This is a genomic window from Streptomyces sp. NPDC012827, from assembly GCF_042900905.1.
GTDB lineage: Bacteria > Actinomycetota > Actinomycetes > Streptomycetales > Streptomycetaceae > Streptomyces > Streptomyces gulbargensis.
This window is the reverse complement of record NZ_JBIBBY010000006.1, coordinates 207781-231795: the sequence shown is the minus strand read 5'-3', so window position 1 is coordinate 231795 and position 24015 is coordinate 207781. Positions and strand designations below refer to the sequence as shown.

General features: G+C 73.4%; 23 protein-coding genes. 15 read left to right on the top strand and 8 right to left on the bottom strand.

All coding sequences use genetic code 11. The features are described from left to right. Window positions 1-8 precede the first annotated feature (8 nt). Window positions 9-1529, top strand: a complete 1521-nt coding sequence (locus tag ACFY60_RS15735; RefSeq protein WP_388614233.1) for an LVIVD repeat-containing protein — start codon at window positions 9-11, stop codon at window positions 1527-1529. Here the strand turns inward: ACFY60_RS15735 and ACFY60_RS15730 are convergent. The 4 genes from ACFY60_RS15730 to ACFY60_RS15715 form a co-directional block, all read right to left on the bottom strand. Next, window positions 1505-2188, bottom strand: a complete 684-nt coding sequence (locus tag ACFY60_RS15730) for a TetR/AcrR family transcriptional regulator (protein ID WP_388614230.1) — start codon at window positions 2186-2188, stop codon at window positions 1505-1507. The genes ACFY60_RS15735 and ACFY60_RS15730 overlap by 25 nt on opposite strands. 129 nt (window positions 2189-2317) lie before the next feature. Beyond that, window positions 2318-3013 (bottom strand): phosphatase PAP2 family protein, encoded by a 696-nt coding sequence (locus ACFY60_RS15725; protein WP_388614227.1) that lies wholly within the window; start codon window positions 3011-3013, stop codon window positions 2318-2320. 91 nt (window positions 3014-3104) lie between these two features. Next, window positions 3105-4040, bottom strand: a complete 936-nt coding sequence (locus tag ACFY60_RS15720; protein WP_388614225.1) for a M56 family metallopeptidase — start codon at window positions 4038-4040, stop codon at window positions 3105-3107. Between the two features lie 124 nt (window positions 4041-4164). Next, on the bottom strand, window positions 4165-4731 hold the full coding sequence (locus ACFY60_RS15715; RefSeq protein WP_388614222.1) for a DUF5134 domain-containing protein: 567 nt from the start codon (window positions 4729-4731) through the stop codon (window positions 4165-4167). 207 nt (window positions 4732-4938) lie between these two features. Here ACFY60_RS15715 and ACFY60_RS15710 point away from each other — a divergent pair, with 207 nt between their 5' ends. The 6 genes from ACFY60_RS15710 (at window position 4939) to ACFY60_RS15685 (ending at window position 10365) form a co-directional block, all read left to right on the top strand. Next, complete coding sequence (locus ACFY60_RS15710) at window positions 4939-5490, top strand: GNAT family N-acetyltransferase (protein ID WP_388614219.1); 552 nt, start codon at window positions 4939-4941, stop codon at window positions 5488-5490. A 182-nt stretch (window positions 5491-5672) separates the two neighbouring features. Next, window positions 5673-7079, top strand: coding sequence for a DUF6421 family protein (locus tag ACFY60_RS15705; protein WP_388614216.1), 1407 nt, complete (start codon window positions 5673-5675; stop codon window positions 7077-7079). 44 nt (window positions 7080-7123) lie between these two features. Then, window positions 7124-7885, top strand: a complete 762-nt coding sequence (locus tag ACFY60_RS15700; protein ID WP_352058383.1) for an SDR family oxidoreductase — start codon at window positions 7124-7126, stop codon at window positions 7883-7885. Beyond that, window positions 7882-8961: a threonine aldolase family protein gene (locus ACFY60_RS15695; protein WP_388614713.1), complete on the top strand. Its 1080-nt coding sequence runs from the start codon at window positions 7882-7884 to the stop codon at window positions 8959-8961. The genes ACFY60_RS15700 and ACFY60_RS15695 overlap by 4 nt, the downstream gene beginning before the upstream one ends. Window positions 8962-9047: 86 nt before the next feature. Next, on the top strand, window positions 9048-9647 hold the full coding sequence (locus tag ACFY60_RS15690; protein ID WP_388614213.1) for a transglutaminase family protein: 600 nt from the start codon (window positions 9048-9050) through the stop codon (window positions 9645-9647). A 25-nt stretch (window positions 9648-9672) separates the two neighbouring features. Continuing rightward, a complete protein-coding gene (locus ACFY60_RS15685; protein ID WP_388614211.1) occupies window positions 9673-10365 on the top strand; it encodes a B3/4 domain-containing protein in 693 nt (230 codons plus the stop codon). A 69-nt stretch (window positions 10366-10434) separates the two neighbouring features. Here ACFY60_RS15685 and ACFY60_RS15680 read toward each other — a convergent pair whose 3' ends face one another. Further along, the gene (locus ACFY60_RS15680) at window positions 10435-11157 is read right to left on the bottom strand and encodes a lysophospholipid acyltransferase family protein (protein ID WP_345284567.1); all 723 of its coding nucleotides are present in this window, start codon (window positions 11155-11157) and stop codon (window positions 10435-10437) included. A gap of 307 nt (window positions 11158-11464) precedes the next feature. Between ACFY60_RS15680 and ACFY60_RS15675 the strand changes: the two genes are divergently transcribed. The 6 genes from ACFY60_RS15675 to ACFY60_RS15650 all read left to right on the top strand — a co-directional run bounded on the left by ACFY60_RS15675 (window position 11465) and on the right by ACFY60_RS15650 (window position 18127). After that, a complete protein-coding gene (locus ACFY60_RS15675) occupies window positions 11465-11776 on the top strand; it encodes a TlpA family protein disulfide reductase (RefSeq protein WP_388614208.1) in 312 nt (103 codons plus the stop codon). Window positions 11777-11973: 197 nt separating this feature from the next. Then, a complete protein-coding gene (locus ACFY60_RS15670) occupies window positions 11974-12498 on the top strand; it encodes a flavin reductase family protein (protein WP_388614205.1) in 525 nt (174 codons plus the stop codon). A gap of 198 nt (window positions 12499-12696) precedes the next feature. Further along, a complete protein-coding gene (locus ACFY60_RS15665) occupies window positions 12697-13482 on the top strand; it encodes an electron transfer flavoprotein subunit beta/FixA family protein (RefSeq protein WP_309055656.1) in 786 nt (261 codons plus the stop codon). Window positions 13483-13532: 50 nt separating this feature from the next. Next, the gene (locus tag ACFY60_RS15660) at window positions 13533-14495 is read left to right on the top strand and encodes an electron transfer flavoprotein subunit alpha/FixB family protein (protein WP_388614202.1); all 963 of its coding nucleotides are present in this window, start codon (window positions 13533-13535) and stop codon (window positions 14493-14495) included. Between the two features lie 156 nt (window positions 14496-14651). Next, window positions 14652-15941: a DUF6986 family protein gene (locus ACFY60_RS15655; protein ID WP_388614199.1), complete on the top strand. Its 1290-nt coding sequence runs from the start codon at window positions 14652-14654 to the stop codon at window positions 15939-15941. 209 nt (window positions 15942-16150) lie between these two features. Further along, window positions 16151-18127: a serine/threonine-protein kinase gene (locus ACFY60_RS15650; protein WP_388614196.1), complete on the top strand. Its 1977-nt coding sequence runs from the start codon at window positions 16151-16153 to the stop codon at window positions 18125-18127. Window positions 18128-18157: 30 nt separating this feature from the next. Here the strand turns inward: ACFY60_RS15650 and ACFY60_RS15645 are convergent, their stop codons facing one another. Continuing rightward, window positions 18158-19189, bottom strand: a complete 1032-nt coding sequence (locus tag ACFY60_RS15645) for a LacI family DNA-binding transcriptional regulator (RefSeq protein WP_388614193.1) — start codon at window positions 19187-19189, stop codon at window positions 18158-18160. 158 nt (window positions 19190-19347) lie between these two features. Between ACFY60_RS15645 and ACFY60_RS15640 the strand changes: the two genes are divergently transcribed. Next, window positions 19348-20334, top strand: coding sequence for an ROK family protein (locus tag ACFY60_RS15640; protein ID WP_388614191.1), 987 nt, complete (start codon window positions 19348-19350; stop codon window positions 20332-20334). A gap of 259 nt (window positions 20335-20593) precedes the next feature. Continuing rightward, window positions 20594-21628 (top strand): NUDIX domain-containing protein, encoded by a 1035-nt coding sequence (locus tag ACFY60_RS15635; RefSeq protein ID WP_388614188.1) that lies wholly within the window; start codon window positions 20594-20596, stop codon window positions 21626-21628. Window positions 21629-21689: 61 nt separating this feature from the next. Here ACFY60_RS15635 and ACFY60_RS15630 read toward each other — a convergent pair whose 3' ends face one another. Next, window positions 21690-22406, bottom strand: a complete 717-nt coding sequence (locus ACFY60_RS15630) for an MBL fold metallo-hydrolase (RefSeq protein ID WP_388614185.1) — start codon at window positions 22404-22406, stop codon at window positions 21690-21692. 105 nt (window positions 22407-22511) lie between these two features. After that, on the bottom strand, window positions 22512-23876 hold the full coding sequence (locus ACFY60_RS15625) for a dipeptidase (RefSeq protein ID WP_388614182.1): 1365 nt from the start codon (window positions 23874-23876) through the stop codon (window positions 22512-22514). Between the last annotated feature and the right edge of the window lie 139 nt (window positions 23877-24015).

The following is a 24015-nucleotide window of genomic DNA, read 5'->3' as shown; positions in this document are numbered from 1 at the left end:
AGGACGGTGTGACATCGTTGCGTACCCCGCCTAGTCCGCGCGCGCGTCTGAGACGGCTCGGAGCGGCATCCGCCGCGGCCGGCCTGCTGGCCACGCTGCTCGCCACCGGCTCCGCGGTCGCCACCCCCGACCCCGGAGACGCCCCCGTCCAAGGCACCGTCTCCGCGGAGCAGGCCGCCGACGCGCGGGCCGCCATCCGAAGCGGTGAGATACCCGGCGTGGACGAGATCGTCCACACCGCGAACATCCAGCACCTGGCCAACGTCCCCAAGGGCGCGCTCAAGGGCGTCAACACCGACATCGCCTTCCAGGGCTCCTACGCCTTCGCCGGCAACTACGACGGCTTCCGGATCTTCGACATCAGTGACCCGAAGGCCCCCCGGAGCGTCGCCGAGGTCCTCTGCCCCGGCGCCCAGAACGACGTCTCCGTCTCCGGGAACCTCCTCTTCCTCTCCACTGACTCCTCCCGCAGCGACGACTCGTGCGCCAGCACCTCCCAGCCGGCCTCCGTCAAGGAGTCCTGGGAAGGCGTGAAGATCTTCGACATCAGCGACGTCACCGACCCGAAGTACGTCGCCGCCGTCGAGACCGCCTGCGGGTCGCACACCCACACCCTCGTCCCGCAGCGCAAGGACGTGTACGTCTACGTCTCGTCCTACTCGCCCAACGCGGCCTTCCCGGACTGCCGTCCGCCGCACGACGGCATCTCGGTCATCAAGGTCCCGCGCAAGGCTCCCGAGCAGGCGCGTGTCGTCGGCTTCCCCGTCCTCTTCCCCGGCGAGGGCCCGGACGGCGGCGGCAACCCCGGCGCCCCCACCAACCCCGGCGTCTCCAAGACCACCGGCTGCCACGACATCACCGTGCTGCCCGGCAAGGACCTCGCCGCCGGCGCCTGCATGGGCGACGGCATCCTCTTCGACATCGCGGACCCCGAGCACCCCCGGGTGATCGAACGGGTCCAGGACAACGTCAACTTCGCCTTCTGGCACTCCGCGACCTTCAACCAGAAGGCGAACAAGGTCGTCTTCACCGACGAGCTCGGCGGTGGCACCGGCGCCACCTGCAACGCCGAGGTCGGCCCGAACCGCGGTGCCAACGGCATCTACGACATCGTCGGCAAGGGCAAGAAGCGCGACCTGGTCTTCCGCAGCTACTTCAAGATCCCGCGCCACCAGGCCGCCACCGAGAACTGCGTCGCCCACAACGGCTCGCTCATCCCGGTCAAGGGCAAGGACCTCATGGTCCAGGCCTGGTACCAGGGCGGCGTGTCCGTCTGGGACTTCACCGACTCCGCCAAGCCGAAGGAGATCGGCCACTTCGAGCGCGGACCGCTCTCCGCCACCACCCTCTCCGTGGGCGGCTCCTGGTCCGCGTACTACTACAACGGCCACATCTACTCGAACGACATGGCCAAGGGCCTCGACGTGCTGAAGGTCTCCGACCGCCGCACGGACCCGGCCGCCCGCGTCCGCATGCACGAGCTCAACGTCCAGACACAGCCCGACTACTTCGACGACTTCGAGGACTGACCGGGCGCACCGTCCACGGGCCGGCCGAGCGGCGGCCCCACCACCGGCGTGCCGCCGGGCGGACCCCCGTCCGGCGGCGCACCCCGTTCCCACTCGAGCCCGTAACGGTGGAACAGCTCCGCGCGCAGCCGGGCCATCGGCATCGGCGCCCCCGGCAGCAGCACCGCCACCACCGCGCCCATCAGCAGGGCCCGCAACAGCGGATAGTCGGTGTCCACGTCCTCGGAGCCGTACCGCTCCACCGTGTCGCGCAGCAGGAAGGCGAGCCGCTGCTGCTCCTCGCACCGCACGAAGCCCTCGGCCTGAAGGATCCCCGCCATGTGCGTCCGCATCAGGGTCGGCCGCTCCACGGCCAGGCCCAGGATCGCGTCGATGGCCCGCGCCAGGCGCTCCCGGCCGTCCTGCGTGCGCGGCTCGCGCTCCAGCGCCTCCTCCAGCGTCAGATGCATCAGCCGGTGCACGGCGGACTGGAGGAGCTGCCGCTTGCCCGGGAAGTAGTACGAGATCAACCCGCGCGCCGAACCGGCCCGCTCCGCGATGTCGCCGAGCGTGGTCGCCTCGTAACCACGCGTCGACACCAGCTCGACGGTGGCCTCCAGAATCCGCTCGCGCGAACGCCTTCGGAGCTGCTCGTTGACCGATGGGCTACGCGGGGACATGCTGGACTCCTGCGTTGACTGGCTGCCAGCCAATATACTCAGCGCATGCCGCGCTCCGGCCGACCCGGTCGGAGTGCGGTCTGACCGTCTGTTCTGGGCGACACGGGGGATCGTCCAGAACAGGCGGTCTCACTCGTTTTCTCCCATTTTGCTCCGCCGTGGGGCCGGCGGCGGTGGTACGGAGCGGGGGAGGGGACGCGGGAAGCGGCGCTCGCTCCAGCGGTACGCGAGGACGGCCGAGGCGACCAGGCACCAGCCGAGCAGCCACCCGCCGACGACGTCCGAGGGCCAGTGCACGCCCAGATGCACCCGGGTCCAGCCGACGCCCAGGACCGAGACCACGGAGAGCCAGGCGACCGTGCCCCAGCCCCGCCACGGCTCCCGCCGGCTCAGCGCGAGCACCCACAGCAGCAGCCCGCAGGTCACCGTGGCCGCCATCGCGTGCCCCGAGGGGAAGGCCGCGTACCGCGCCGAGTCCACCGGGTCGGGCCATACCGGCCGTTCCCGCCCCACGGCGGCCTTGAGCAGGTGCTGGACCCCCAGGGCGACGACCGTGGTCACCGCCACCCATACCGCCCGGCGCCGCTCGCCCCGCCACCAGAGCACGAGCACCGCGGCCGCCGCCAGGGTCCGCATGGTCAGCGGGTCCCACACCCAGTCGCTGAACACCCGGGCGAAGGCCGTCACTTCGGGGTGGCCGACGGCGCTGCGGTGGAACGCCTCGGCGACCGCGCGGTCGAGGGAGAGCAGGGGTGGCCACTCGCCGGCCACCAGCAGCAGGCACAGCACGGCCAGGACCCCGGAGACCACGGCGGAGGAACGCATGCCCTGATCCTGCCCGACGATCGCCCCCGGATGTCCCTCCGCAGTGATCTCCGCGCGCCGGGAGGCCGGAACGCGTCGGTTCCGCCGCGAGCTAGCCGAGCGCGGCGAGACCGGGCACGAAGGCCACCAGGACCGGGAAGACGGGGACGAGCGCGGCGGTGGCGGTGAGGCGCAGCCGACGGCCCGCCGTCAGGCGGGGGGCCGCCGTGAGCAGCCGGTTCACACGCTGCGGAAGGTGGGCGTCGGGGGCCGGACCCGGCCCGAACACCCCGCGGTCCTCGTTGAGTCCGACCAGGGCCAGCGCGATCGTCAGCCGCCCGAACCGGCGCGAGGCCACGTCGTCGGCGGCCAGCTCCACCAGCCGGTGCATCTCGGCGCGGAAGGCCGCGAAGACCGGGACGCCGGGGAACCCGCCCGCGAGGGCGCCCGAGCAGTGCAGCAGCCAGTCGTGCCGGGCGCGCGCGTGCCCCTGCTCGTGGGCCAGCACGGCGTCGAGCTGACGGCCCTTGAGGCGCTGGAGCGCCGCGGTGGTGATGACGAGGCGGGGCGTCGCGCCGGGCAGCCACCAGGCGTGCGCCCGCTCGCCCTCGAGGACGACCAGCCGCTCTCCAGCGGGCTCCTCGCCCGGCAACAGCGGGGCACGCTCCAGGAGTTCGCAGCGGCGCTGCCGCCGGCGGGCGCGGGTCGTGCCGATCTCCCGGCCCAGCATCGCCCCGGTCCACACGCCGCCCGCGGCGAGCACGACCGCGAGCACCGCCGACCACGGCCCGTGCGTGGAGAGCGCGTAGGCCTCGACCACCGCGAGCGGGGCTCCCGCGAAGACCTGTCCCCGCACCGCCTGCCAGGCGGCGGCCGCGCTGAAGGTCATGGACAGGGCGAAGCTCACCAGGACCGCCGCCACCACGCACTGCCAGACCCACAGGGCCACCACGGGTTCTCGCTCGACCCAGTCGGCCCGCGCGAGCAGCCGCGGGGCGACGAGGGCGGTCACAAGGCCGAGCAGGAGCAACGCGAGGGAGACCCACATACCGCCAGCCTATGAGCGGGGTACTACTCGGGGGTATGGACTCGCTCCGCAAGTGACACACGCCACGTTTGGGCGGTGCGCGGCCGTCCCCCGTCACGGCCGCGGCGAACGAAAGGCCATCTCGTCACAGCGTGACGAGCATGGCGAACATGGCCAGGCCCATGGCGAGCCGGCACACGAGGGCGAGCTCCGGCCGCAGCGTCCACGCGGCCACCCCGTCCCCGCCGCCGGCGCCCCCGCCCGCCGGCGCGGGCACGAGCCGCCGGCCCGCCAGGAGGACGTACACCGCGTAATAGAGGAGCAGCGCCCCCGTCAGGAGCGGGACACCTCCCGCGGCCGCGTGGCCCGCGTGCCCCCCGTGCGCGCCCGGAGCCGCCATCGCCACCGCCATGTACACCATGGCGAGCGAGCCGATCACGTGGTGCAGGTGGTGGCCGCCCCGCCGGACGCCCACGAGACCGTGCAGCGTCGCGGCGCCGAACACCGCCGCGTACACCGCCCAGCTCCACGACGGCGGGGTGAGGGCCGCGGCCGGCAGGGCCATCGCCGCCATTCCGAACCCCATCACCGCCTCGCCGCCCGCGGCCCGCCGCTCCTCCCCGGCGCAGACGCGGATCCGCAGCAGGCAGTAGGCCCCGCTCAGCGCGCACAGCGCCACCAGCAACCACCCCGACAGGGCAGGTCCGTGCACGGCTCATCTCCCCTTCGACGCCGTCCTCGCCCCCGGGTCCTCCCCTGGGCGCGCCCCGGTCTTCCCCGGCGCAGGCTTCCCCTCCCCGGACACGCACACGCGGGCGCACGGGTGCGTACAGACGTACGAGGGGCGCGCGGAGGGGCGCGTTAGGCTCGGGACGATCGCGGACGCCGATCGTTCAGAGCCCGAGGGGAGCCCGTACAGATGGACACCGCCACGTCCCACGAGACCGGCAGGATCGGCTACCGCGACGCGGTGCCGGAGGACGTGCCCGTGCTCGTCCCGCTCGTCGAGTCGGCCTACCGGGGCGACGCCAGCCGGGCGGGTTGGACCACCGAGGCGGACATCCTCCAGGGGCAGCGCACCGACGCCGAGGGCGTCGCCGCCGTCATCACCGACCCGCGCAGCCGGCTCATGGTGGTCGAGCGGGACGGCGAGGTCGTCGCCTGCTGTCAGCTGGAGCACCGGGGCGAGGCCGCCTACTTCGGCATGTTCGCCGTCCGTCCCGAGCTCCAGGGCGCCGGCCTCGGCAAGCGGATCATCGCGGAGGCGGAGCGCCGGGTGCGCGAGCTGTGGGGCGTGCGCGAGATGCACATGACGGTGATCTCGGTCCGCGAGGAGCTCATCGCCTGGTACGAGCGGCGCGGCTACCGTCGTACCGGACGGACGACCCCCTTCCCGTACGGCGACGAGCGGTTCGGCGTGCCCCAGCGGGACGACCTGGAGTTCGAGCTCCTGGTGAAGCCGCTGGTCTGATCCGCCGCTCGCCCGGGCGGCCTGCCGTGAGCGGCGGAAGAGTGGCCCTCCCCCTGGTCCACAGGAAAACCTTCGGTCGCCAGGGGGGTCGCACAGGATAATTTCTCTTGCCTGCTCTTGCGAGAGAGAGCCGTGCATGGATACGGTTCCTTGACGCAAGGTTCTCCTGTGGAGGAAGAGGCATGACGGAAATTCTTGTGCAGGACGTGACCGGTGGGGAGATAGCCACCGACGCCAAGGTGATCGACCACCCGGCCTGGGCCGAGCTCAAGAACGCGGTCGAGGAGATCCGCGTCTGGCAGCGCGCGGACGGTTCCATCGACTTCGAGGCCGAGGACGCCCCCTCGCGCTCCCTCGTCGAGCTGACCCTCGACCGCGTCACCGCCGCCGTCGAGCAGCTCTCCCCGCTCGTGCCGCACGACGCCGCCTACCACCGCGCGCTCGCCGCCGACCTGCGCAAGTGGGCCGAGAGCGGCTTCGCCGTCCCGGACTTCCTGGACTCCCTGCTGGCCTTCCGGCCGGCCGCCGGCCGCGCCGACGGCCTCCAGCACCTCGTCCTCTTCCCCATGTACACGCAGAACGGCAACCCGGACCGCAACCTCGAGGCCGTCGTGCTCCGCATGGTCTGGCCGGAGTGGCTCGCGGAGCTGGAGCGCACCCGCTACGACAACCCGCTCTTCTGCGGCATCACCTTCGAGGACTTCACCAGCGGGTACGACACCCACTCGGCCGTCCTCTTCCCGGAGACCATCGCCGTCCGCGAGGCCCCCGAGCGCTTCACCTGGGGCGGCATCTTCTGCGACCGCGAGGCCGCGCGCTTCCGCAAGGTCACCGAGGCCGCCGTCGACATCCTCGGCCTCGACCTGCCCGAGGACATCGCCGCCATGCTGGACGACCAGCAGCGCTGCGAGCAGGCCTTCGTCCTCTGGGACATGGTCCACGACCGCACCCACAGCCACGGCGACCTGCCCTTCGACCCCTTCATGATCAAGCAGCGCCAGCCCTTCTGGATGTACGGCCTGGAGGAGCTCCGCTGCGACCTCACCGCCTTCAAGGAGGCCGTGAAGCTGGAGGCCGAGGGCAACACGCACGGCCGTGACGTCCAGTACGCCGTCCTCTTCGACCGGATGTTCCGCTTCCCGGTCTCCGGTGACCGCAACCGCAACTACGACGGACTGGGCGGCCAGCTCCTCTTCGCGTACCTCCACCAGCACGACGTGGTGCGCTGGACGGACAACACGCTGAAGATCGACTGGAAGCGGGCCCCCGAGGTCACCAACCAGCTCTGCGCCGAGATCGAGACGCTCTACCGCGAGGGCATCGACCGCCCGAAGCTGGTCCACTGGTTCAAGGCGTACGAGCTCGTCTCCACCTATCTCGCCCCGCACCCGGGCTCGAAGTGGGCCAAGGGTCCCGACGCCCTCGACCTCTCCCTCCCGCCGCGCAAGCTGGTGGACGACGTGCTTCCCGACGAGTTTCCCCTCAGCATGTTCTTCGAGGCGCTCGCCAAGAAGCTCAAGGGCGTGATCGCCGACACCAAGGGCATCACCGCCGCCGACGTCGCGCCGACCGCGCGGGTCGCCGCGTGAGCGCAGTCACCGAGGACCCCCGGCACACGGAGGAGGCCACGCCCATGAAGGCGAACGGAAACGGCGGAGCGCTCGACGGCGCCGTCATCGCGGTCGCGGGCGCGGCCGGCCCCGCGGGCCGCGCGGCCCTGCTGCGTCTCGCCGAGGCCGGCGCCACCGTCGTCGGCTCCGACGCCGACCCGGCGCGCCTGGCCGAGGCGGTGGACGCCGCCCGGTACGCCCACGGCGGTGCCACGGTCGTCGGCGACACGGTGGACCTCCTCGACCTCGGCGCCACCCGCGACTGGGCGGCGAAGACCGAGAAGGAGTTCGGCCGGATCGACGGCCTGGTGCACCTCGTCGGCGGCTGGCGCGGCAGCCCCTCCTTCGCCGAGACCGACCTCAAGGACTGGGACCTCCTGGAGAAGCTCCTCGTCCGCACCGTCCAGCACACCTCGCTCGCCTTCCACGACGCGCTGCTCAGGAGCGGCGGCCGCGGCCGGTACGCCCTGATCAGCCAGGTGGGCGCGCACAAGCCGCAGCACAACAACGCCGCGTACAACGCCGGCAAGGCCGCGGCCGAGGCGTGGACCCTCGCCATGGCGGACTCCTTCCGCAAGGCGGGGGGCGACGAGGGCCCGCAGGCGGCGGCTGCGATCCTGGTGATCAAGGCATTGGTGCACGAGGCGATGCGCGCCGAGCGCCCCAACGCGAAGTTCGCGGGCTTCACCGACGTCAACGACCTCGCCGACGAGATCGCCGGGCTGTGGGACAGGCCCGCCCAGGAAGTGAATGGACAGCGTCTGTGGCTGACCCCCAAGCCGTGACCGCGGCCCTCGGCCCCAGGACCGACGCACGTCGTCACCACGACCCGTCGGTCCGGGGCTTCGCCAGCGACAACTACGCCGGCGCCCACCCGGAGGTCCTCGCGGCCATCGCCCTCGCCAACGACGGCCACCAGGTCGCCTACGGCGAGGACCAGTACACCGAGCACCTCCAGCGCATCATGCACAGCCACTTCGGTCCCTCGGCCGAGGCCTTCCCCGTCTTCAACGGGACCGGGGCCAACGTCACCGCGCTCCAGGCGCTCACCGACCGCTGGGGCGCCGTGATCTGCGCCGAGTCCGCGCACATCAACGTGGACGAGGGCGGCGCGCCGGAGCGCATGGGCGGCCTCAAGCTGCTCACCGTGCCCACCCCGGACGGCAAGCTCACCCCCGAGCTGATCGACCGGCAGGCCTGGGGCTGGGAGGATGAGCACCGGGCGATGCCGCAGGTCGTCTCGATCACCCAGAACACCGAGCTGGGCACGGTCTACACCGTGGACGAGATCCGCGCGATCGTGGACCACGCCCACGCCAAGGGCATGAAGGTCCACCTCGACGGCGCCCGCATAGCCAACGCGGCCGCGTCCCTGAACGTGCCCATGCGGGCGTTCACCAACGCGGTGGGCGTCGACGTGATCTCGTACGGCGGCACGAAGAACGGCATGCTGTTCGGCGAGGCCGTCGTCGTCCTCAACCCGGACGCCGTCAGCCACATGAAGCACCTGCGCAAGCTGTCGATGCAGCTCGCGTCCAAGATGCGCTTCGTGTCCGTGCAACTGGAGGCGCTGCTCGCCAAGGACCTGTGGCTGCGCAACGCCCGCCATGCCAACGCGATGGCCCGCCGTCTCGCGGACGGCGTGCGAGCCGTCGACGGGGTAGAGATCCTCTACCCGGTCCAGGCCAACGCGGTCTTCGCCCGCCTGCCGCACGAGGTCAGCCGCCGGCTCCAGGAGCGGTTCCGCTTCTACTTCTGGGACGAGGCGGCAGGCGACGTGCGCTGGATGTGCTCGTTCGACACGACGGAGGACGACGTGGACGCCTTCCTCCAGGCACTCAAGGAGGAGATGGCGCGCTGACCGCCACCCCCTTCGCCTCTGCATAGGTATGCGGCCGGTTGGAAAGTCATTGATTTCCTCCGGCTGCACACCTATGCTCACCGCGCATGGAACTCGTCCAGCAGAACCCCGACCTCTCCGCCTATCTGGCCCCCGGTGAGGCCGTGGATCATGAACACCCGCGGGTGCGCGAGGCCGTCGCACGCCTCTCGGGGCTGCATCCGGGCGCCTACGCCTACGCCGAAGCCGCCTACGCGTTCGTCCGGGACGCCATCCCGCACTCCCAGGACGCCGGCGACCCGCGCGTCACCTGGCGCGCCTCCGACGTCCTGGCGTGGCGTACCGGCATCTGCTACGCCAAGTCGATCGCCTACGCGGCGCTGCTGCGGGCCCGTGGCATCCCCGCCGCCCTCTGCTATCAGCGCCTCGCGGAGGACGACGGCTCCGGGGCGGTGATCCACGGGCTGGTCGCGCTGCGACTGCCCGGGGCGCTCGGCTGGGCCCGTCAGGACGTCCGGGGCAACAAGCCGGGCATCGACGCCCAGTTCTCCCTCGATCGGGAACGGCTGGCGTGGACCGTCCGTCCGGAGTTCAATGAAGTGGACTACCCAGTGCTCTACACTGAACCGCATCCGGTGGTCCTGCGCGCCTTGAAGGGCGCGCCCGACCGGCCGCACCTCTGGCAGACCCTTCCTTCGGAACTGTGACGTCCCGAAGACCGAACGGCGGAACATGACACTCACGCTCACCGTCTCCGACGAGGTACGCGCCCTCGTCCCCGGCTTCACCCACCTCGCCGTCGAGGCCCGGGGCCTCGTCAACGGACCCAGCGACGCGACGAGTTCGGCGCTCCTGGACGAGGCGGTACGACGCCTCACCGACCATCTCGGCGGGCGGACGCCGGACCAGGATCCCCATGTCGCCGCCTGGCGGTCCGCGTACTCCGCCTTCGGCGCCAAACCCTCCCGCACGCGCAACTCGGCCGAGGCGCTGGCCCGCAGGGCCCTCACGGACGCCGGGCTGCCCCGGATCAACCGGCTCGTCGACGCCTACAACGCGGTCAGCGTCGCCCACCTGATCCCGGTCGGCGGCGAGGACCTCGACAGGATCCGGGGCGGCATGAGACTGGTCCGGGCCACCGGCGAGGAGCCCTTCGTCACCGTGGCGGGGGGCGAGGACACGGTGGAGCACCCGGAGCCGGGTGAGGTCGTCTGGTGCGACGAGGCCGGGGTCACCTGCCGCCGCTGGAACTGGCGCCAGGGCCCCCGGACCCGGATCGACGAGGAAACCACGGACGCTCTGTTCCTGCTGGAGGCGCTTGCCCCGATGAGCCGCGACGCACTCCTCGCCGCGGGCGCGGAGCTGGCCGGGTCCCTGCGGAAGGTCAGCCCCGGGGCGCGGATCACCGTCCGCGACCCGGCGTGAGAAGGCGGCGCCCGCCCGCGCCCCGGTGGGGCGCGGCCGGGCCCGGGCCCCGGGCCGTCCTCGCCCGCGTCAGCCGGCTTCCTTGACCTGGGCCGGCGTCGGAGCCGTACCGCCCAGGTGCGCCGGGATCCACCAGGTGTCGCCGGCGTCCTTGGGGCGTACCGGGTAGGCGCGCTGCGCCGCTTCCAGGAGCTCCTGCACCCGCTCGCGCAGCCGCCGGGTGATCGCTCCCGCGTACTGGTCGGCGGGAGCCTCCACCGGCTCACCGACCCGGATGGTCACCGGGATGTGGCTCCGCCGGAAGTTCCGCGGCCGGCCCTTGGTCCAGATCCGCTGCGTACCCCACAGGGCCATCGGGATCAGCGGTACGCCGGCCTCCTGCGCAAGGCGCGCGGCACCGGACTTGAAGCTCTTGAGCGTGAACGACTGGGAGATCGTCGCCTCGGGGAAGACCCCGACGATCTCCCCGGCCCGCAGGGACTCCAGCGCGTGCTGATAGGCGTGCTCGCCCTGCGAACGGTCCACCGGGATGTGCTTCATGCCGCGCATCAGCGGCCCCGAGATCTTGTGCCGGAAGACCGAGTCCTTCGCCATGAACCGCACCAGGCGCTTCTGCGGGAGCGCCGCGAGTCCGGTGAAGATGAAGTCCAGATAACTGATGTGGTTGCTGACGAGCACAGCACCGCCGGTCTTCGGGATGTGCTCCGAGCCCTGGCTGTCGATCTTCAGGTCGAGCGCCTTGAACAGGGTCTGGGCGGCGCCGATGACCGGACGATAGACGAGTTCTGCCATGGGAAGAGGAACCCCTTCTTCAATGCCTGGGGAGGGCTCTCCCGGCGAAGTTACGCGGCCGTAGGTTTTCGGCTTTGGGCAGATCGTGCCCCAAGTACGGCGCCATAACCAGTCCACGTGGCGTCCTAGGGGGAGATTCTCGTCACGCCGGGTCCCCGTGGCGGGAAACGAACCCTCCCGTGCGAGGCTGATCAGCGGGAATCGTGAGCGCGCGAAAGACGCTGACCAGGTCAGGACCCCGGGCACGCCCCGGAGTCCGGCCGACGGCCGAAGACGTGACCAGGGAGAACAGGGAGAAGGGGACGGCATGACGGAGGTACTGGGGCCGGAGGCGCTCGGCGCCGCGCTGGGGGAGCGGGCCACCCTCGTCCAGTTCTCGACCGCCTTCTGCCAGCCCTGCCGGGCCACCCGCCGCACCCTCGCCGAGGTGACCGCCATGGTGCCGGGCGTCGGTCACGTGGAGATCGACGCGGAGGAACGCCTCGACCTCGTCCGTGCCCTCGGCGTCACCAGGACCCCCACCGTCCTCGTCCTCGACCGCTCCGGCCGCGTCGTCCGCAGGGCGGCGGGACAGCCGCGCAAGGCCGATGTCATCGCCGCGCTCGGAGCGGCCGTCTGACGCCGTGACACTCCTCCCACATCCCGGTACGCACTTGACTGCCCCGACCACGCGTCGTCACCCTGACGGGGTGCCTCACGAACTCCTTCTCCACCGCCGGGTCCACCTCGACCTGGCGCGCCACGCGAGCGCGTGCTGTCCGGGTGTCTGACGCCCCCAGGACCTGCCGCACGCCGCCCCCGAAGAAGGACAGTTCCATGACGGCTTCCCCCGAGCTCCGCACCGTGCCCGCCCTCGGTGCGCCCCGGCAGGCCTCCCCCGATCTCCTCCGCTCCGTCTTCCGCCGGCACGCCGCCGGCGTCGCGGTCGTCACCGCGCACGGCGAGCGCCCCGTCGGCTTCACCGCCACCTCGCTCACCTCCGTCGCCGCCGACCCCCCGCTCCTCTCCTTCGGGGTGGGTACGGGCTCCTCCAGCTGGCCCGTACTGGCGGAGGCCGGGCACGTCGGCGTCCACATACTCGGTGAGCACCAGCAGGACCTCGCGGCCACCTTCGCGCGCAGCGGCGCCGACCGCTTCGGCGGGGGGACCGGCTGGAGCCGTGGGCCCGAGGGCGTGCCGGTGCTCGACGGGGTCCTGGCCTGGCTGGTCTGCCGGGTGATCGCCCGGGTGCCGGCCGGCGACCACCGGATCGTCATCGCCGAGGCGGTCGCCGGGGACCCCGGCGGGGCGGGCCGGCCGCTGCTCTACCACCAGGGGCGCTTCAACGCGCTGCGCGACTGAGAGTTCCCGTACCCGGGGCACTCCGGGCGTTGGCAAGGTCACATGCCTGAGCGCTTGCTCAGCGGTAACGAACTGGGTGTACTGACGAGTAATATCTCGGTGGGGCACCGGACGCCCTGACCGGAAACCCGCCCTTCAGGCGCCTATGCTGCGAGCAACAAGGCAGCCCAGTTATGACGATGCAGTAGGAGAGCCGGCGTGAGCTTGAGGATCGTTGTCTGTGTGAAGTACGTGCCCGACGCCACCGGCGACCGGAAGTTCGCGGACGACCTGACGGTCGACCGTGACGACGTCGACGGCCTGCTGTCGGAGCTCGACGAGTACGCGGTCGAGCAGGCGCTGCAGATCGCCGAGGAGGCGGACGACGCCGAGGTCACCGTGCTGACGGTCGGCCCCGAGGACGCCAAGGACGCGCTGCGCAAGGCGCTGTCCATGGGCGCCGACAAGGCCGTCCACGTCGAGGACGACGACCTGCACGGCACCGACGTCATGGGCACCTCGCTGGTCCTCGCCAAGGCCATCGAGAAGACGGGCTACGACATCGTCATCGCCGGCATGGCCTCCACCGACGGCACCATGGGCGTCCTGCCCGCGATCCTGGCCGAGCGCCTGGGCGTCCCGCAGGTCACCCTGCTCTCCGAGGTCAAGGTCGAGGACGGCAAGGTCACCGGCCGCCGCGACGGCGACGCCGCCTCCGAGCAGCTCGAGGCCGCGCTCCCGGCCGTGGTCTCCGTGACGGACCAGTCGGGCGAGGCCCGCTACCCGTCCTTCAAGGGCATCATGGCCGCGAAGAAGAAGCCGGTGGAGTCCCTGGACCTCTCCGACCTCGACATCGAGGCCGACGAGGTCGGTCTGGCCGGCGCCTGGACCGCGGTCGACTCGGCCGCCGAGCGTCCGGCGCGCACCGCGGGCACGATCGTCAAGGACGAGGGCGACGGCGGCAAGCAGCTGGCCGAGTTCCTCGCGAGCCAGAAGTTCATCTGAGGCTCGCGCGAGCCCCCAGACCGCCCCCTTTCGTTCGCAGGAGAAGTCCCATGGCTGAGATTCTCGTCTACGTCGACCACGTCGACGGAGCCGTCCGCAAGCCCACCCTGGAGCTGCTGACGCTGGCCCGCCGCCTCGGCGAGCCCGTCGCCGTCGCGCTGGGCAACGGCGCCGCCGACACCGCCGCCGCGCTCGCCGAGCACGGCGCCGTGAAGGTCCTCACCGCCGACGCGCCCGAGTTCGCCGACTACCTCGTCGTCCCGAAGGTCGACGCGCTGCAGGCCGCCTACGAGGCCGTCTCGCCGGCCGCCGTCCTGGTGCCCTCCTCCGCGGAGGCCAAGGAGATCGCCGCCCGCCTCGCCGTCCGCATCGGCTCCGGCCTGATCACCGACGCCGTGGACCTCGAGGCCGGTGACGAGGGCCCGGTCGCGACGCAGTCCGCGTTCGCCGCCTCGTACACCACCAAGTCCCGTGTCTCCAAGGGCACTCCGGTCATCACGGTCAAGCCGAACTCGGCTCCCGTCGAGGCCGCCCCGGCCGCCGGCACGGTGGAGGCCCTGTCGGTGTCCTTCGGCGCGCTCGCGACCGGCACGAAGGTGACCGCCCGCACCCCGCGCGAGTCCACCGGCCGCCCGGAGCTGACCGAGGCCGCGATCGTCGTCTCCGGTGGCCGCGGCGTCAACGGTGCCGAGAACTTCGCGGTCATCGAGGCGCTCGCCGACTCGCTCGGCGCGGCCGTCGGCGCCTCCCGCGCCGCCGTCGACGCCGGCTGGTACCCGCACTCCAGCCAGGTCGGCCAGACCGGCAAGAGCGTGTCGCCGCAGCTGTACATCGCCTCCGGCATCTCCGGCGCGATCCAGCACCGCGCCGGCATGCAGACGTCGAAGACGATCGTCGCGATCAACAAGGACGCCGAGGCGCCGATCTTCGACCTCGTCGACTACGGCGTCGTGGGCGACCTCTTCGAGGTCGTCCCGCAGCTGACCGAGGAGATCAAGACCCGCAAGGGCTGATGACCTGCGGTTCCAGTGGTCCCGGGGGCCGCACGGCGATCTGTCGCCGTGCGGCCCCCGGCCGTTTCGGACAACCATTGACGCGAGTCCCGGCGGACTACTAACTTCGCTATACGGATTGTTGATTCCGTGCAGCGGAAAACAGGAGGATGTGGGATGGGTCAGCAGGAGAAGGTGTCGACGAGCCTCGCGGGCGCGGTCAGCGAGGACATCAGCGCCTCCCTCGCCGCGGTGGACGCCGAACTCGACCGCCGCTACCCGGGCGACCCCGGCACCCGCCAGCCCGTCCACACCGTCTACGTCCCCGGCAACCTCTTCGACGCCGGAACCATCCGCTCCTGGGGTGACCAGGCGCTGGCCGCCCTCGACGAGCACGCCCCCGACGCCGCCTCCTTCGCCGCGGTCCTCGGCCTCTCCGACGACCTCGCCGAGGACGTGTACGGCCGCGTCCGCGCCAAGCTGGAGCGCGAACCGATCGAGGACCTCCGCGTCGACTTCGAGGACGGCTACGGCGGCCAGGACGAGGACCAGGACGCCGCCCGCGCCGCCCGCCTCGTCGCGGAGGCGTACGCCGGCGGGACCGCCGCCCCGTACATGGGCATCCGCATGAAGTGCATGGAGGCCGCCGTCCGCGACCGCGGCATCCGCACCACCGACGTCTTCCTCACCGGCCTCCTGGAGAACGGCGGCCTCCCCGACGGCCTCGTCCTCACCCTTCCCAAGGTCACCTACCCCGAGCAGGTCTCCGCCTTCGTCCGCCTCCTCGAGGCCTTCGAGCAGGCCCACGGCCTCGACGCCGGCCGCCTCGGCTTCGAGATCCAGATCGAGACCAGCCAGGCCATCCTCGCCGCCGACGGCACCGCCGCCGTCGCCCGCATGATCGGCGCCGCCGAGGGCCGCGCCACCGGCCTCCACTACGGCACCTTCGACTACAGCGCCTGCCTCGGCGTCTCCGCCGCCTACCAGGCCAGCGACCACCCCGCCGCCGACCACGCCAAGGCGATCATGCAGGTGGCCGCCGCGGGCACCGGCGTACGGGTCTCCGACGGCTCCACCAACGTGCTGCCCGTCGGCTCCACCGCCCACGTCCACGAGGCCTGGCGCCTGCACTACGGCCTCACCCGCCGCGCCCTCGCCCGGGCCTACTACCAGGGCTGGGACATGCACCCGGGCCACATCCCCACCCGGTACGCCGCCGTCTTCGCCTTCTACCGCGAGGGTTTCGAGACCGCCGCCAAGCGCCTCTCCGCCTACGCCAACCACGCGGGCGGCGACGTCATGGACGAGCCGGCCACCGCCAAGGCCCTCTCCTCCTACCTGCTGCGCGGCATCGACTGCGGCGCCCTCGACACCGCCGAGGTCGACGCCCTCACCGGCATGACCCGGGCCGACCTCGCGCGCTTCGCCGCCCCGCGCCGCGGTGACCTCACGGCGACGGCGCAGTAGACCGCGCGGGCGGGCGTGGCCTTCCCGTTCGCGGCCGCGCGGCAGCGCCTCCCGCCGGGGGCGCCCCGTCCTGACGACGGCCCCGGCCGCCGGGCGGCGCCGCCGCTCGGCAACAGCGGCGTAACGGCCGGGCGGCCGACGCCGGAGCCGCCACCAGCGCCCCGTACTCTGTGACGCGTTGATCGTGGACGACAGGGAACGGGGCATCGGTGTCTTCGGCTTCGGGGGAGTACGAGCGGCTGGCCGGCCGCTACCGGATCGTGGCGCAGCTGGGCCGCGGCGGAATGGGCGTCGTCTGGCGTGCCGTGGACGAGGTCCTCGGCCGCGAGGTGGCCGTCAAGGAACTGCGCGCCTACAACGACTCCTCGGGTCCTGAACTCGCGGACCTGCGCCTGCGGATGCAGCGCGAGGCGCGGGCCGCGGCGCGGGTCCGGCACCCCGGGGTCGTCGCCGTCCACGACGTGACCGAGCACGAGGGCCGTCCCGTCATCGTCATGGAGCTGGTCGACGGCCCCTCCCTCGACGGCGTCCTCGGCGAGCGCGGGGCCCTCGACCCCCGGGAAGCCGCCGGGATCGGCGCCGCCGTCCTGGAGGCGCTGGCGGCCGCCCACGACGCCGGGGTGCTCCACCGCGACGTGAAGCCCGGCAACGTCCTCCTCGACCGGGGCGGCCGGGTCGTCCTCACCGACTTCGGCATCGCCACCATGGAGGACCCCGGCGACGGCTCCGCCACCCACCTCACCCGCAGCGGCGAGATCGTCGGCTCCCTGGACTACCTGGCACCGGAGCGGGCCCAGGGCCGTCAGCCCGGCCCCGCCTCCGACGTGTGGGCCGTCGGCGCCACGCTGTACGCGGCGGTCGAGGGGGCCTCCCCGTTCCGCCGTACGTCGACCTGGTCCACCCTCAACGCCATCGTGGTCGAACCGCTGCCCGCATCGCACCGGGCGGGCCCCCTCGCACCCGTACTGCGCCTCCTCATGGAGAAGGACCCGGACCGCCGCCCCGACGCGCGGACGGCGGCCCGCCTGCTGGCGGCGGTCGCCGAGGGCCGGGAGACCCCCGGCGCGGACCCGCACGGGCACGACGCCCCCACAGCGCCGAACACGCCGCACGGACAGGGCGCGGAGGGTTCGCCGGCCTCGCCGTACGGTGCCGGTGCGCCCGCCGGCTTCGGCCCCGCGCCCCTCGGCGGCCCGGACAGCGGAGGCTTCGGTCCCGCGCCCGTCCCGTCGCCCGGGAGCGGCGGCTTCGGCCCCGCACCCCTCGCCGGGCCGGGCGGAGGTGGCTTCGGACCCGCCGGCCCGGCGGTTCCTCCGGTCACCGGCCCCGGCCTTCCCGGACCCACCGGGCCCGAGACGGCCCCCGCGCGTCCCGCGCCCCCTGCCGCGAGGAAGCGCTCGACGCCCCTGATCGCGGCGGCCGTCGCCGCCGTCCTGCTCGCGGGCGGCGGCGTGACGTACGCCCTGGTCGAACGCGAGACCGCGGCCCCGGCCGGCCACGTCGCCGGCGGCCAGGTCCCGCCCGCTCCCGGCGAGGACCCGGGCCGCGCCCTGGACGCCGGCTCCCTCACGCCCGGGGCGAGCGCCACACCCCCCACCGTGACCCCGTCGACGACCGGCACCACGTCGCCCGGCGCCTCCGCCACGACGCCCTCGCCCTCGACCTCCGCCCCCTCGGGCCCGCCCGTCCCCGGCAAGGGCGCCACGGCCGGCGCGGGCACGGACGGCGGCACGGGTTCCGGCGGCTCCGGCGGCACGGACGGCACCACCGGGGGCGCGGGCACGTCCGGGGGCGGCACCGGCGGGACGAGCGGCGGTACGACAGGAGGGGCGACCGGCGGTTCGACCGGCGGCGCCTCCGGCGGGACCTCCACCACGGGCGGCGGCTCACCCACGCCCCAGGCACCCGCCTGCCACCCGCGCGCCGACGGCCGCTACGACTGCACCGTGTGGCGCACCGAGAAGACGTACAGCCAGGACGGCACCCCCCGGGGCATCCTCAACGCGGGCGTCAACTACTTCTCCTGCCAGGCCGACCTCGGCCGCCGCGAGACGTCCGGCCAGTGGACCAACGTCTGGTGGGCGAAGACCGACGACGACAGCGGCAACACGGACGTGTACTTCAGCGTCGTCTACATCCAGGGCGGCGACAACGACGCGCCCGTGCCGGGCCTGCCCGTCTGCTGATCGGGCGGGGACCCGGCGCCGGGCCGCCGGTCAGGCCGGCGGCGGGATCTCGCCCGAGCCCCGGGGGACGAGGGTCGTACCGAGGACCGTGCGGGCCGGGGGCTCGTCGGCGCCGTCGAGGCGGCGGAAGAGGCGCTCCGCCGCCGTGCGGCCGAGGGCGGCCGCGTCCTGGGCGACGACGGTGATGCCGAGCAGGTCGGCGAGTTCGATGTCGTCGAAGCCGACCAGGGCGACCGGCCGGGGCCGCGCCGCGAGGGTGCGGACCGCCGTCACGGTGACCCGGTTGTTGCCCGCGAACAGGGCCGTGACCGGCTCGGGCGCCGCCAGCATCTCCTCGACCGCGCCGCGGACCCGCTCCGGGTCCGTCGGACCGAGCGACACCCAGGCGTCGTCGACGGGCAGGCCCGCGTCCTCCATCGCCGCCCGGTAGCCGCGCAGCCGCTCGGCGGCGGTGTGGATGCGGGGGCGGTCGCCGACGAAGCCGATCCGGCGGTGGCCCTGCGCGACGAGGTGAGCGACGCCGTCGCGCGCGCCGCCGAAGCTGTCCGAGAGGACGGCGTCGGCCTCGATCCGCCCGGCCGGGCGGTCCACGAAGACGGTGGCGACACCGGCGCGGATCTCCGGTTCCAGATAGCGGTGGTCGCCGCCCGCCGGGATGACGATGAGACCGTCGACCCGCCGGGCGCAGAGCGCCAGCGCCAACTCCTGCTCCCGCTCCGGGTCCTCGGCGCTTGATCCGTTGATCAGCAGGGCGCCGTGTGCGCGGGCCACCTCCTCGACCGCGCGGCTGAGCGGCCCGTAGAACGGGTCGGCGAGATCCTCCAGGACCAGCCCCACGGTGGCGGTCCGTCCCTTGCGCAGCACCCGCGCGCTGTCGTTGCGGCGGAAACCGAGCGCCTCGATGGCCTCCTGCACCCGCCGTTCGGTGTCGGGGGTGACGCCCGGTTCGCCGTTGACGACCCGGGAGACCGTCTTCAGGCCGACACCGGCCCGTGCGGCGACGTCCTTCATCGTGGGCCGGTTTCCGTAGCGGCGGTCGGGGCGGCGGGCGGTCTCGGCCACGGTGCGCGGTTCCTCCGGTCGGTCGGGGGCGGGGCGGGCGGCCCCATCGGGGGCCGTCCGGTCGAGCATAGGGCCTGGACAACGTTGTCACGACGGGACAGACTGTACGGAGCACCTTTCCGTCCCCGTTCCCGCCGCCGACTGGAGACCGCCCGCCCATGCACACCGACTCCGCCGCGGAACCCCGCCTCGCCGGCGGCCCCGCCCCCGGTCTCGTCGCCGCGCTCGACATCGGCGGCACCAAGATCGCCGGCGCGCTGGTCGACGACACCGGGCGGATCAGGGCCCGGGTCCAGCGGCCGACGCCCGCGCGGGAGGACGGCGAGACGGTGATGAAGACGGTCGAGGAGGTCCTCGCCGGCCTGGCCGAGTCGCCGCTCTGGTCGGGAGCCGGCGCGGTCGGCATCGGCAGCGCGGGCCCCGTGGACGCCTTCCGGGGCACCGTCAGTCCCGTGAACGTGCCGGGCTGGCGCGACTTCCCCCTGGTCGAGCGGGTCCACCGGTCCACCGGCGGACGCCCCGTCACCCTCGTCGGCGACGGTGTGGCCATGACCGCGGCCGAACACTGGCTCGGTGCGGCCCGCGGGCACGACAACGCCCTCTGCCTGGTGGTCTCCACGGGCGTCGGGGGCGGCCTGGTCCTCGACGGCCGCGTGCACCCGGGCCCCACCGGCAACGCCGGTCACCTCGGGCACATCAGCGTCGACCTGGACGGCGAGCCCTGCGCCTGCGGCGGCCGCGGCTGCGTCGAACGCCTCGCCAGCGGGCCGCACATCGCCCGCCGTGCCCTGGAGAACGGCTGGCGCCCCGGCCCGGACGGCGACACCTCCGCCGCGGCCGTGGCGACCGCCGCCCGCGCCGGCGACCCCGTCGCCCTCGACTCCTTCGACCGCGCCGCCCGCGCCCTCGCGGCCGGCATCGCCGCCACGGCGACCCTCGTGGAGGTCGACATCGCGGTCGTCGGCGGCGGCGTGGCGGGCGCGGGCGAGATCCTCTTCGGCCCCCTGCGCCGTCACCTCGCCACGTACGCCGCGCTCTCCTTCGTCCGTGGCCTGACGGCCGTTCCGGCCCGGACCGGCACCGACGCCGGGCTCCTGGGCGCAGCGGCGGCGGCCCGTACGCCCCGCTCCTCCGCCGCGAGCTGACGGAGCGGGCCGGTCCGGTCCGCGCGGGCTCCCGCCGGGCGGGCGCCCGGGAGCCGGGGGCGTGCGCCCGGCGGGGGCCGGTTCCAGGGGCGCGCGTACCGGCGTGCGAGGGGGCGCCCGAGGACCGCGCACGCGCCGGTGCGGGGGGCGCCTGCGCCGGTGGGACCCCCACGGAAGCGCCGCCGGAGGCCCGGCCGGTGGTTTCCGTGGCAGGGTGGTGCGGGCAATCCACTGGGGGCCTGTCGACAAAGGGGGACACGTGATCGTCTGGATCAACGGGACGTTCGGCGCGGGGAAGTCCACGACCGCGCGTGAACTGGTCGGACTGATCCCGCACAGCACCGTCTTCGACCCGGAGCACGTCGGCGGGGCCCTGAGCACCCTGCTTCCGCCCCGGCGGCTCGCCGAGGTCGAGGACTTCCAGGATCTGCCCATCTGGCGCCGCCTGGTGGTCGACACCGCCGCCGCCCTGCTCGCCGAGGTCGGCGGCGTGCTGGTCGTCCCGATGACCCTGCTGCGGCAGGAGTACCGGGACGAGATCTTCGGCGGGCTCGCCGCCCGCCGCATCGACGTACGGCACGTCCTGCTCGCCCCGGAGGAAACGATCCTGCGGAAGCGGATCGACGGCCGCTCCGAGCACGGTGACCCCGAGGCCGACGCGCGGGTACGCCGCTGGTGCCACGGCCACATCGCTCCCTACCGGGAGGCTCTCGGCTGGCTCACCGCCGACGCGTACACCGTCGACAACTCGTCGCTCACCCCGGCCGAGGCCGCCCGGGCCGTCGCCGACGCGGTCCTGGCCGGCCGGGCCACGCCCTGCGGCATCGTCCAGACACCCGAGCCGACGCGGGAGACCCTCGCCGCCGGTGTCCTCCTCTTCGACGCGCAGGACCGCGTCCTGCTCGTGGACCCCACCTACAAGCCCGGCTGGGAGTTCCCGGGCGGTGTCGTCGAGTCCGGTGAACCGCCCGCCCGCGCCGGGATGCGGGAGGTCGCCGAGGAGATAGGACTCCACCTCGACGCCGTACCCCGGCTGTTGCTGGTCGACTGGGAACGGCCGAAGCCGCCCGGCTTCGGCGGGATGCGCCTGCTGTACGACGGCGGCCGTCTCGACGCGGCCGACACGGCCCGCCTCCGCCTCCCGGGAGCCGAACTGCGTGCCTGGCGCTTCGTCACCGAGTCCGAGGCCGCCGACCTCCTGCCCCCTGTCCGCTACGACCGCCTCCGCTGGGCCCTGCGCGCCCGCGAACAGGGCACGGTGCTCAACCTGGAGGCGGGCGTACCGGTGGGCTGACGGGCGGTCCGGCCGGCAGGGGCCGGCTGAGCTCCGGGCCCCCGCCGACGCGGCCCGGTGCTCAGGCGGTCGCGCTCGCGGCAGCCGCCGCCAGCTGGTCCGCCGCGTCCGAGGTCACGGGCGCGCCGTGGCCGCAGCACAGCACCGAGGGCCGGAGCCCCGCGAGGCGGCGCATCGAGTCCAGGGCGAGCGCCCGGTCCACGTGGAAGACGCCGAACGTCACGCCCCGCACCGACGCCACCGTGTCCCCGGCGAGCAGGACGCCGTGCCGGGGGAGGTGCACGGCCATGGATCCGGGCGTGTGACCGGGAAGGTGGACGGCCACGGCCCCGTCGCCGAAGCCGAGTTCGTCACCGTCCTCCACCTCCCGGTCGACCCGCGTGGGCGGCGCCTCCGGGACGGTCAGACCGTGCTCGTACAGCGGGATCTCCCAGTCGAGCAGGTCCGGCTCGGGGACCGGTGCCTCGCCCCGGACCACCGGGGCGTCCAGGCGGTGGGCGACGATCTCGGCACCGTGCCGGTCCGCCAGCTCCTGCGCCGCGCCCACGTGGTCCCGGTGGCAGTGGGTGAGCACGATCCGCCGCAGCGCGTCCGGGTCCAGGCCCGCCGCCCGTATCGCCGCCGTCGTCCGGTCCGCCGAACCGGCCCAGCCGGCGTCCACGAGCGTCAGCTCCGTGTCCGGGGCCCCCTGTTCCGGCCCGCCGTCCCGCCACAGATAGGCCTGGCCGATGGTGAAGTCGAGCAGATGCAACCGCGGGGTGATCCTGGTGAGTTCCATGGGGCGAACCTACGCGTCCGCGCGGGTCCGCCCCCCGGTTCTACGCTCTCGGCGAGCTTCGCCCAGCGCGGAACCGCCGGTGCAGCTCCGCCGCCCGGCGGTTCGTCAGGCTCGCTTCGACCGGGCGTAGTTGACGAGGAAGTGCGCCTCGGCCACCGACAGGCGCTCCAGCTCCTCCGGCGAGACCGACTCGTTCGGCGCGTGGATCTGCGCCTCCGGCTCGCTCAGACCGATGAGCAGGATCTCCGACTCCGGGTACAGCGAGGCCAGCGTGTTGCACAGCGGGATCGACCCGCCCATGCCCGCCGCCTGCATCTCCTGGCCCGGGTACGCGATCCGCATCGCCTCGGCCATCGACGCGTACGCGGGGCTCGACGTGTCCGCCTGGAACGCCTGGCCCTGTCCGACCTGCTCGAAGCTCACGCGCGCGTTCCACGGGGTGTGCTTCTCGATGTGGGCGTACAGCAGCTTCGTCGCCTCCGCCGCGTCCTGGCCCGGCGGCACCCGCAGGCTGATCTGCGCGCGGGCGGTCGACGGGATCGACGGCGTCGCGCCGGCCACCGGGTGGCAGTCGATGCCGACGACCGTCACGGCCGGCCGGGCCCAGATCCGGTCCGCGACCGTGCCGGTGCCCGGCAGGTCCACGCCGGACAGCACCTTGGCGTCCTGGCGGAAGTCCTCCTCCGGGTACTGCAGGCCCTCCCACACCGTGTCGTGCGCCAGACCGTCGACGGCCGTGGCCCCGGTCTCGTCCCGCAGCGAGTCCAGCACCCGGATCAGCGCGGCCAGTGCGTCCGGGGCGGCGCCGCCGAACTGCCCGGAGTGCAGGTTGCCCTGCAGGGTGTCGATCCGCACCCGGATCATCGTCATGCCGCGCAGCGTCGCCGTCACCGTCGGCAGCCCCACCCGGAAGTTGCCCGCGTCGCCGATGACGATCGCGTCGGCGGCCAGCAGCTCGGGGTGCTGCTCCGCGTACCGCTCCAGGCCGCCCGTGCCCTGCTCCTCCGAGCCCTCGACGATCACCTTGACCGTCACCGGCACACCGCCGTTGGCCTTCAGGGCGCGCAGCGCCAGCAGGTGCATCACGACGCCGCCCTTGCAGTCGGCGGCGCCGCGCCCGTACCAGCGGCCGTCACGCTCGGTCAGCTCGAACGGCGGGCTGAGCCAGGCGGACTCGTCCAGCTTCGGCTGCACGTCGTAGTGCGCGTAGAGGAGGACGGTCGGCGCGCCGGCCGGACCGGGCAGGATGCCGTACACCGACTGCGAACCGTCGGGGGTGTCGAGGAGCGCGACGTCCTCGAAGCCCTCGGCCCGCAGCGCGCCGGCCACCCAGTTCGCGGCCGCCTCGCACTCGCTGCGGGGGGCCACGGCCTCGTCCGCCACCGACTCGAAGGCGACCAGTTCCGCCAGCTCGGCCTTGGCCCGCGGCATCAGGGACCGGACGGTCTCGGCGATCGGGTGGGAGGTCATGGGCACGCTCCTGGTGGGTGCGACGTTACGACGGTGTGGAGGCGTTCGGCGCATGTCGTGGTACGTCGAACGCACCGCCGATCCTACGGTGGGGCCCCGGCTACCGAGCCGTAGGATGCGGACAGAGCAGACCACCGGT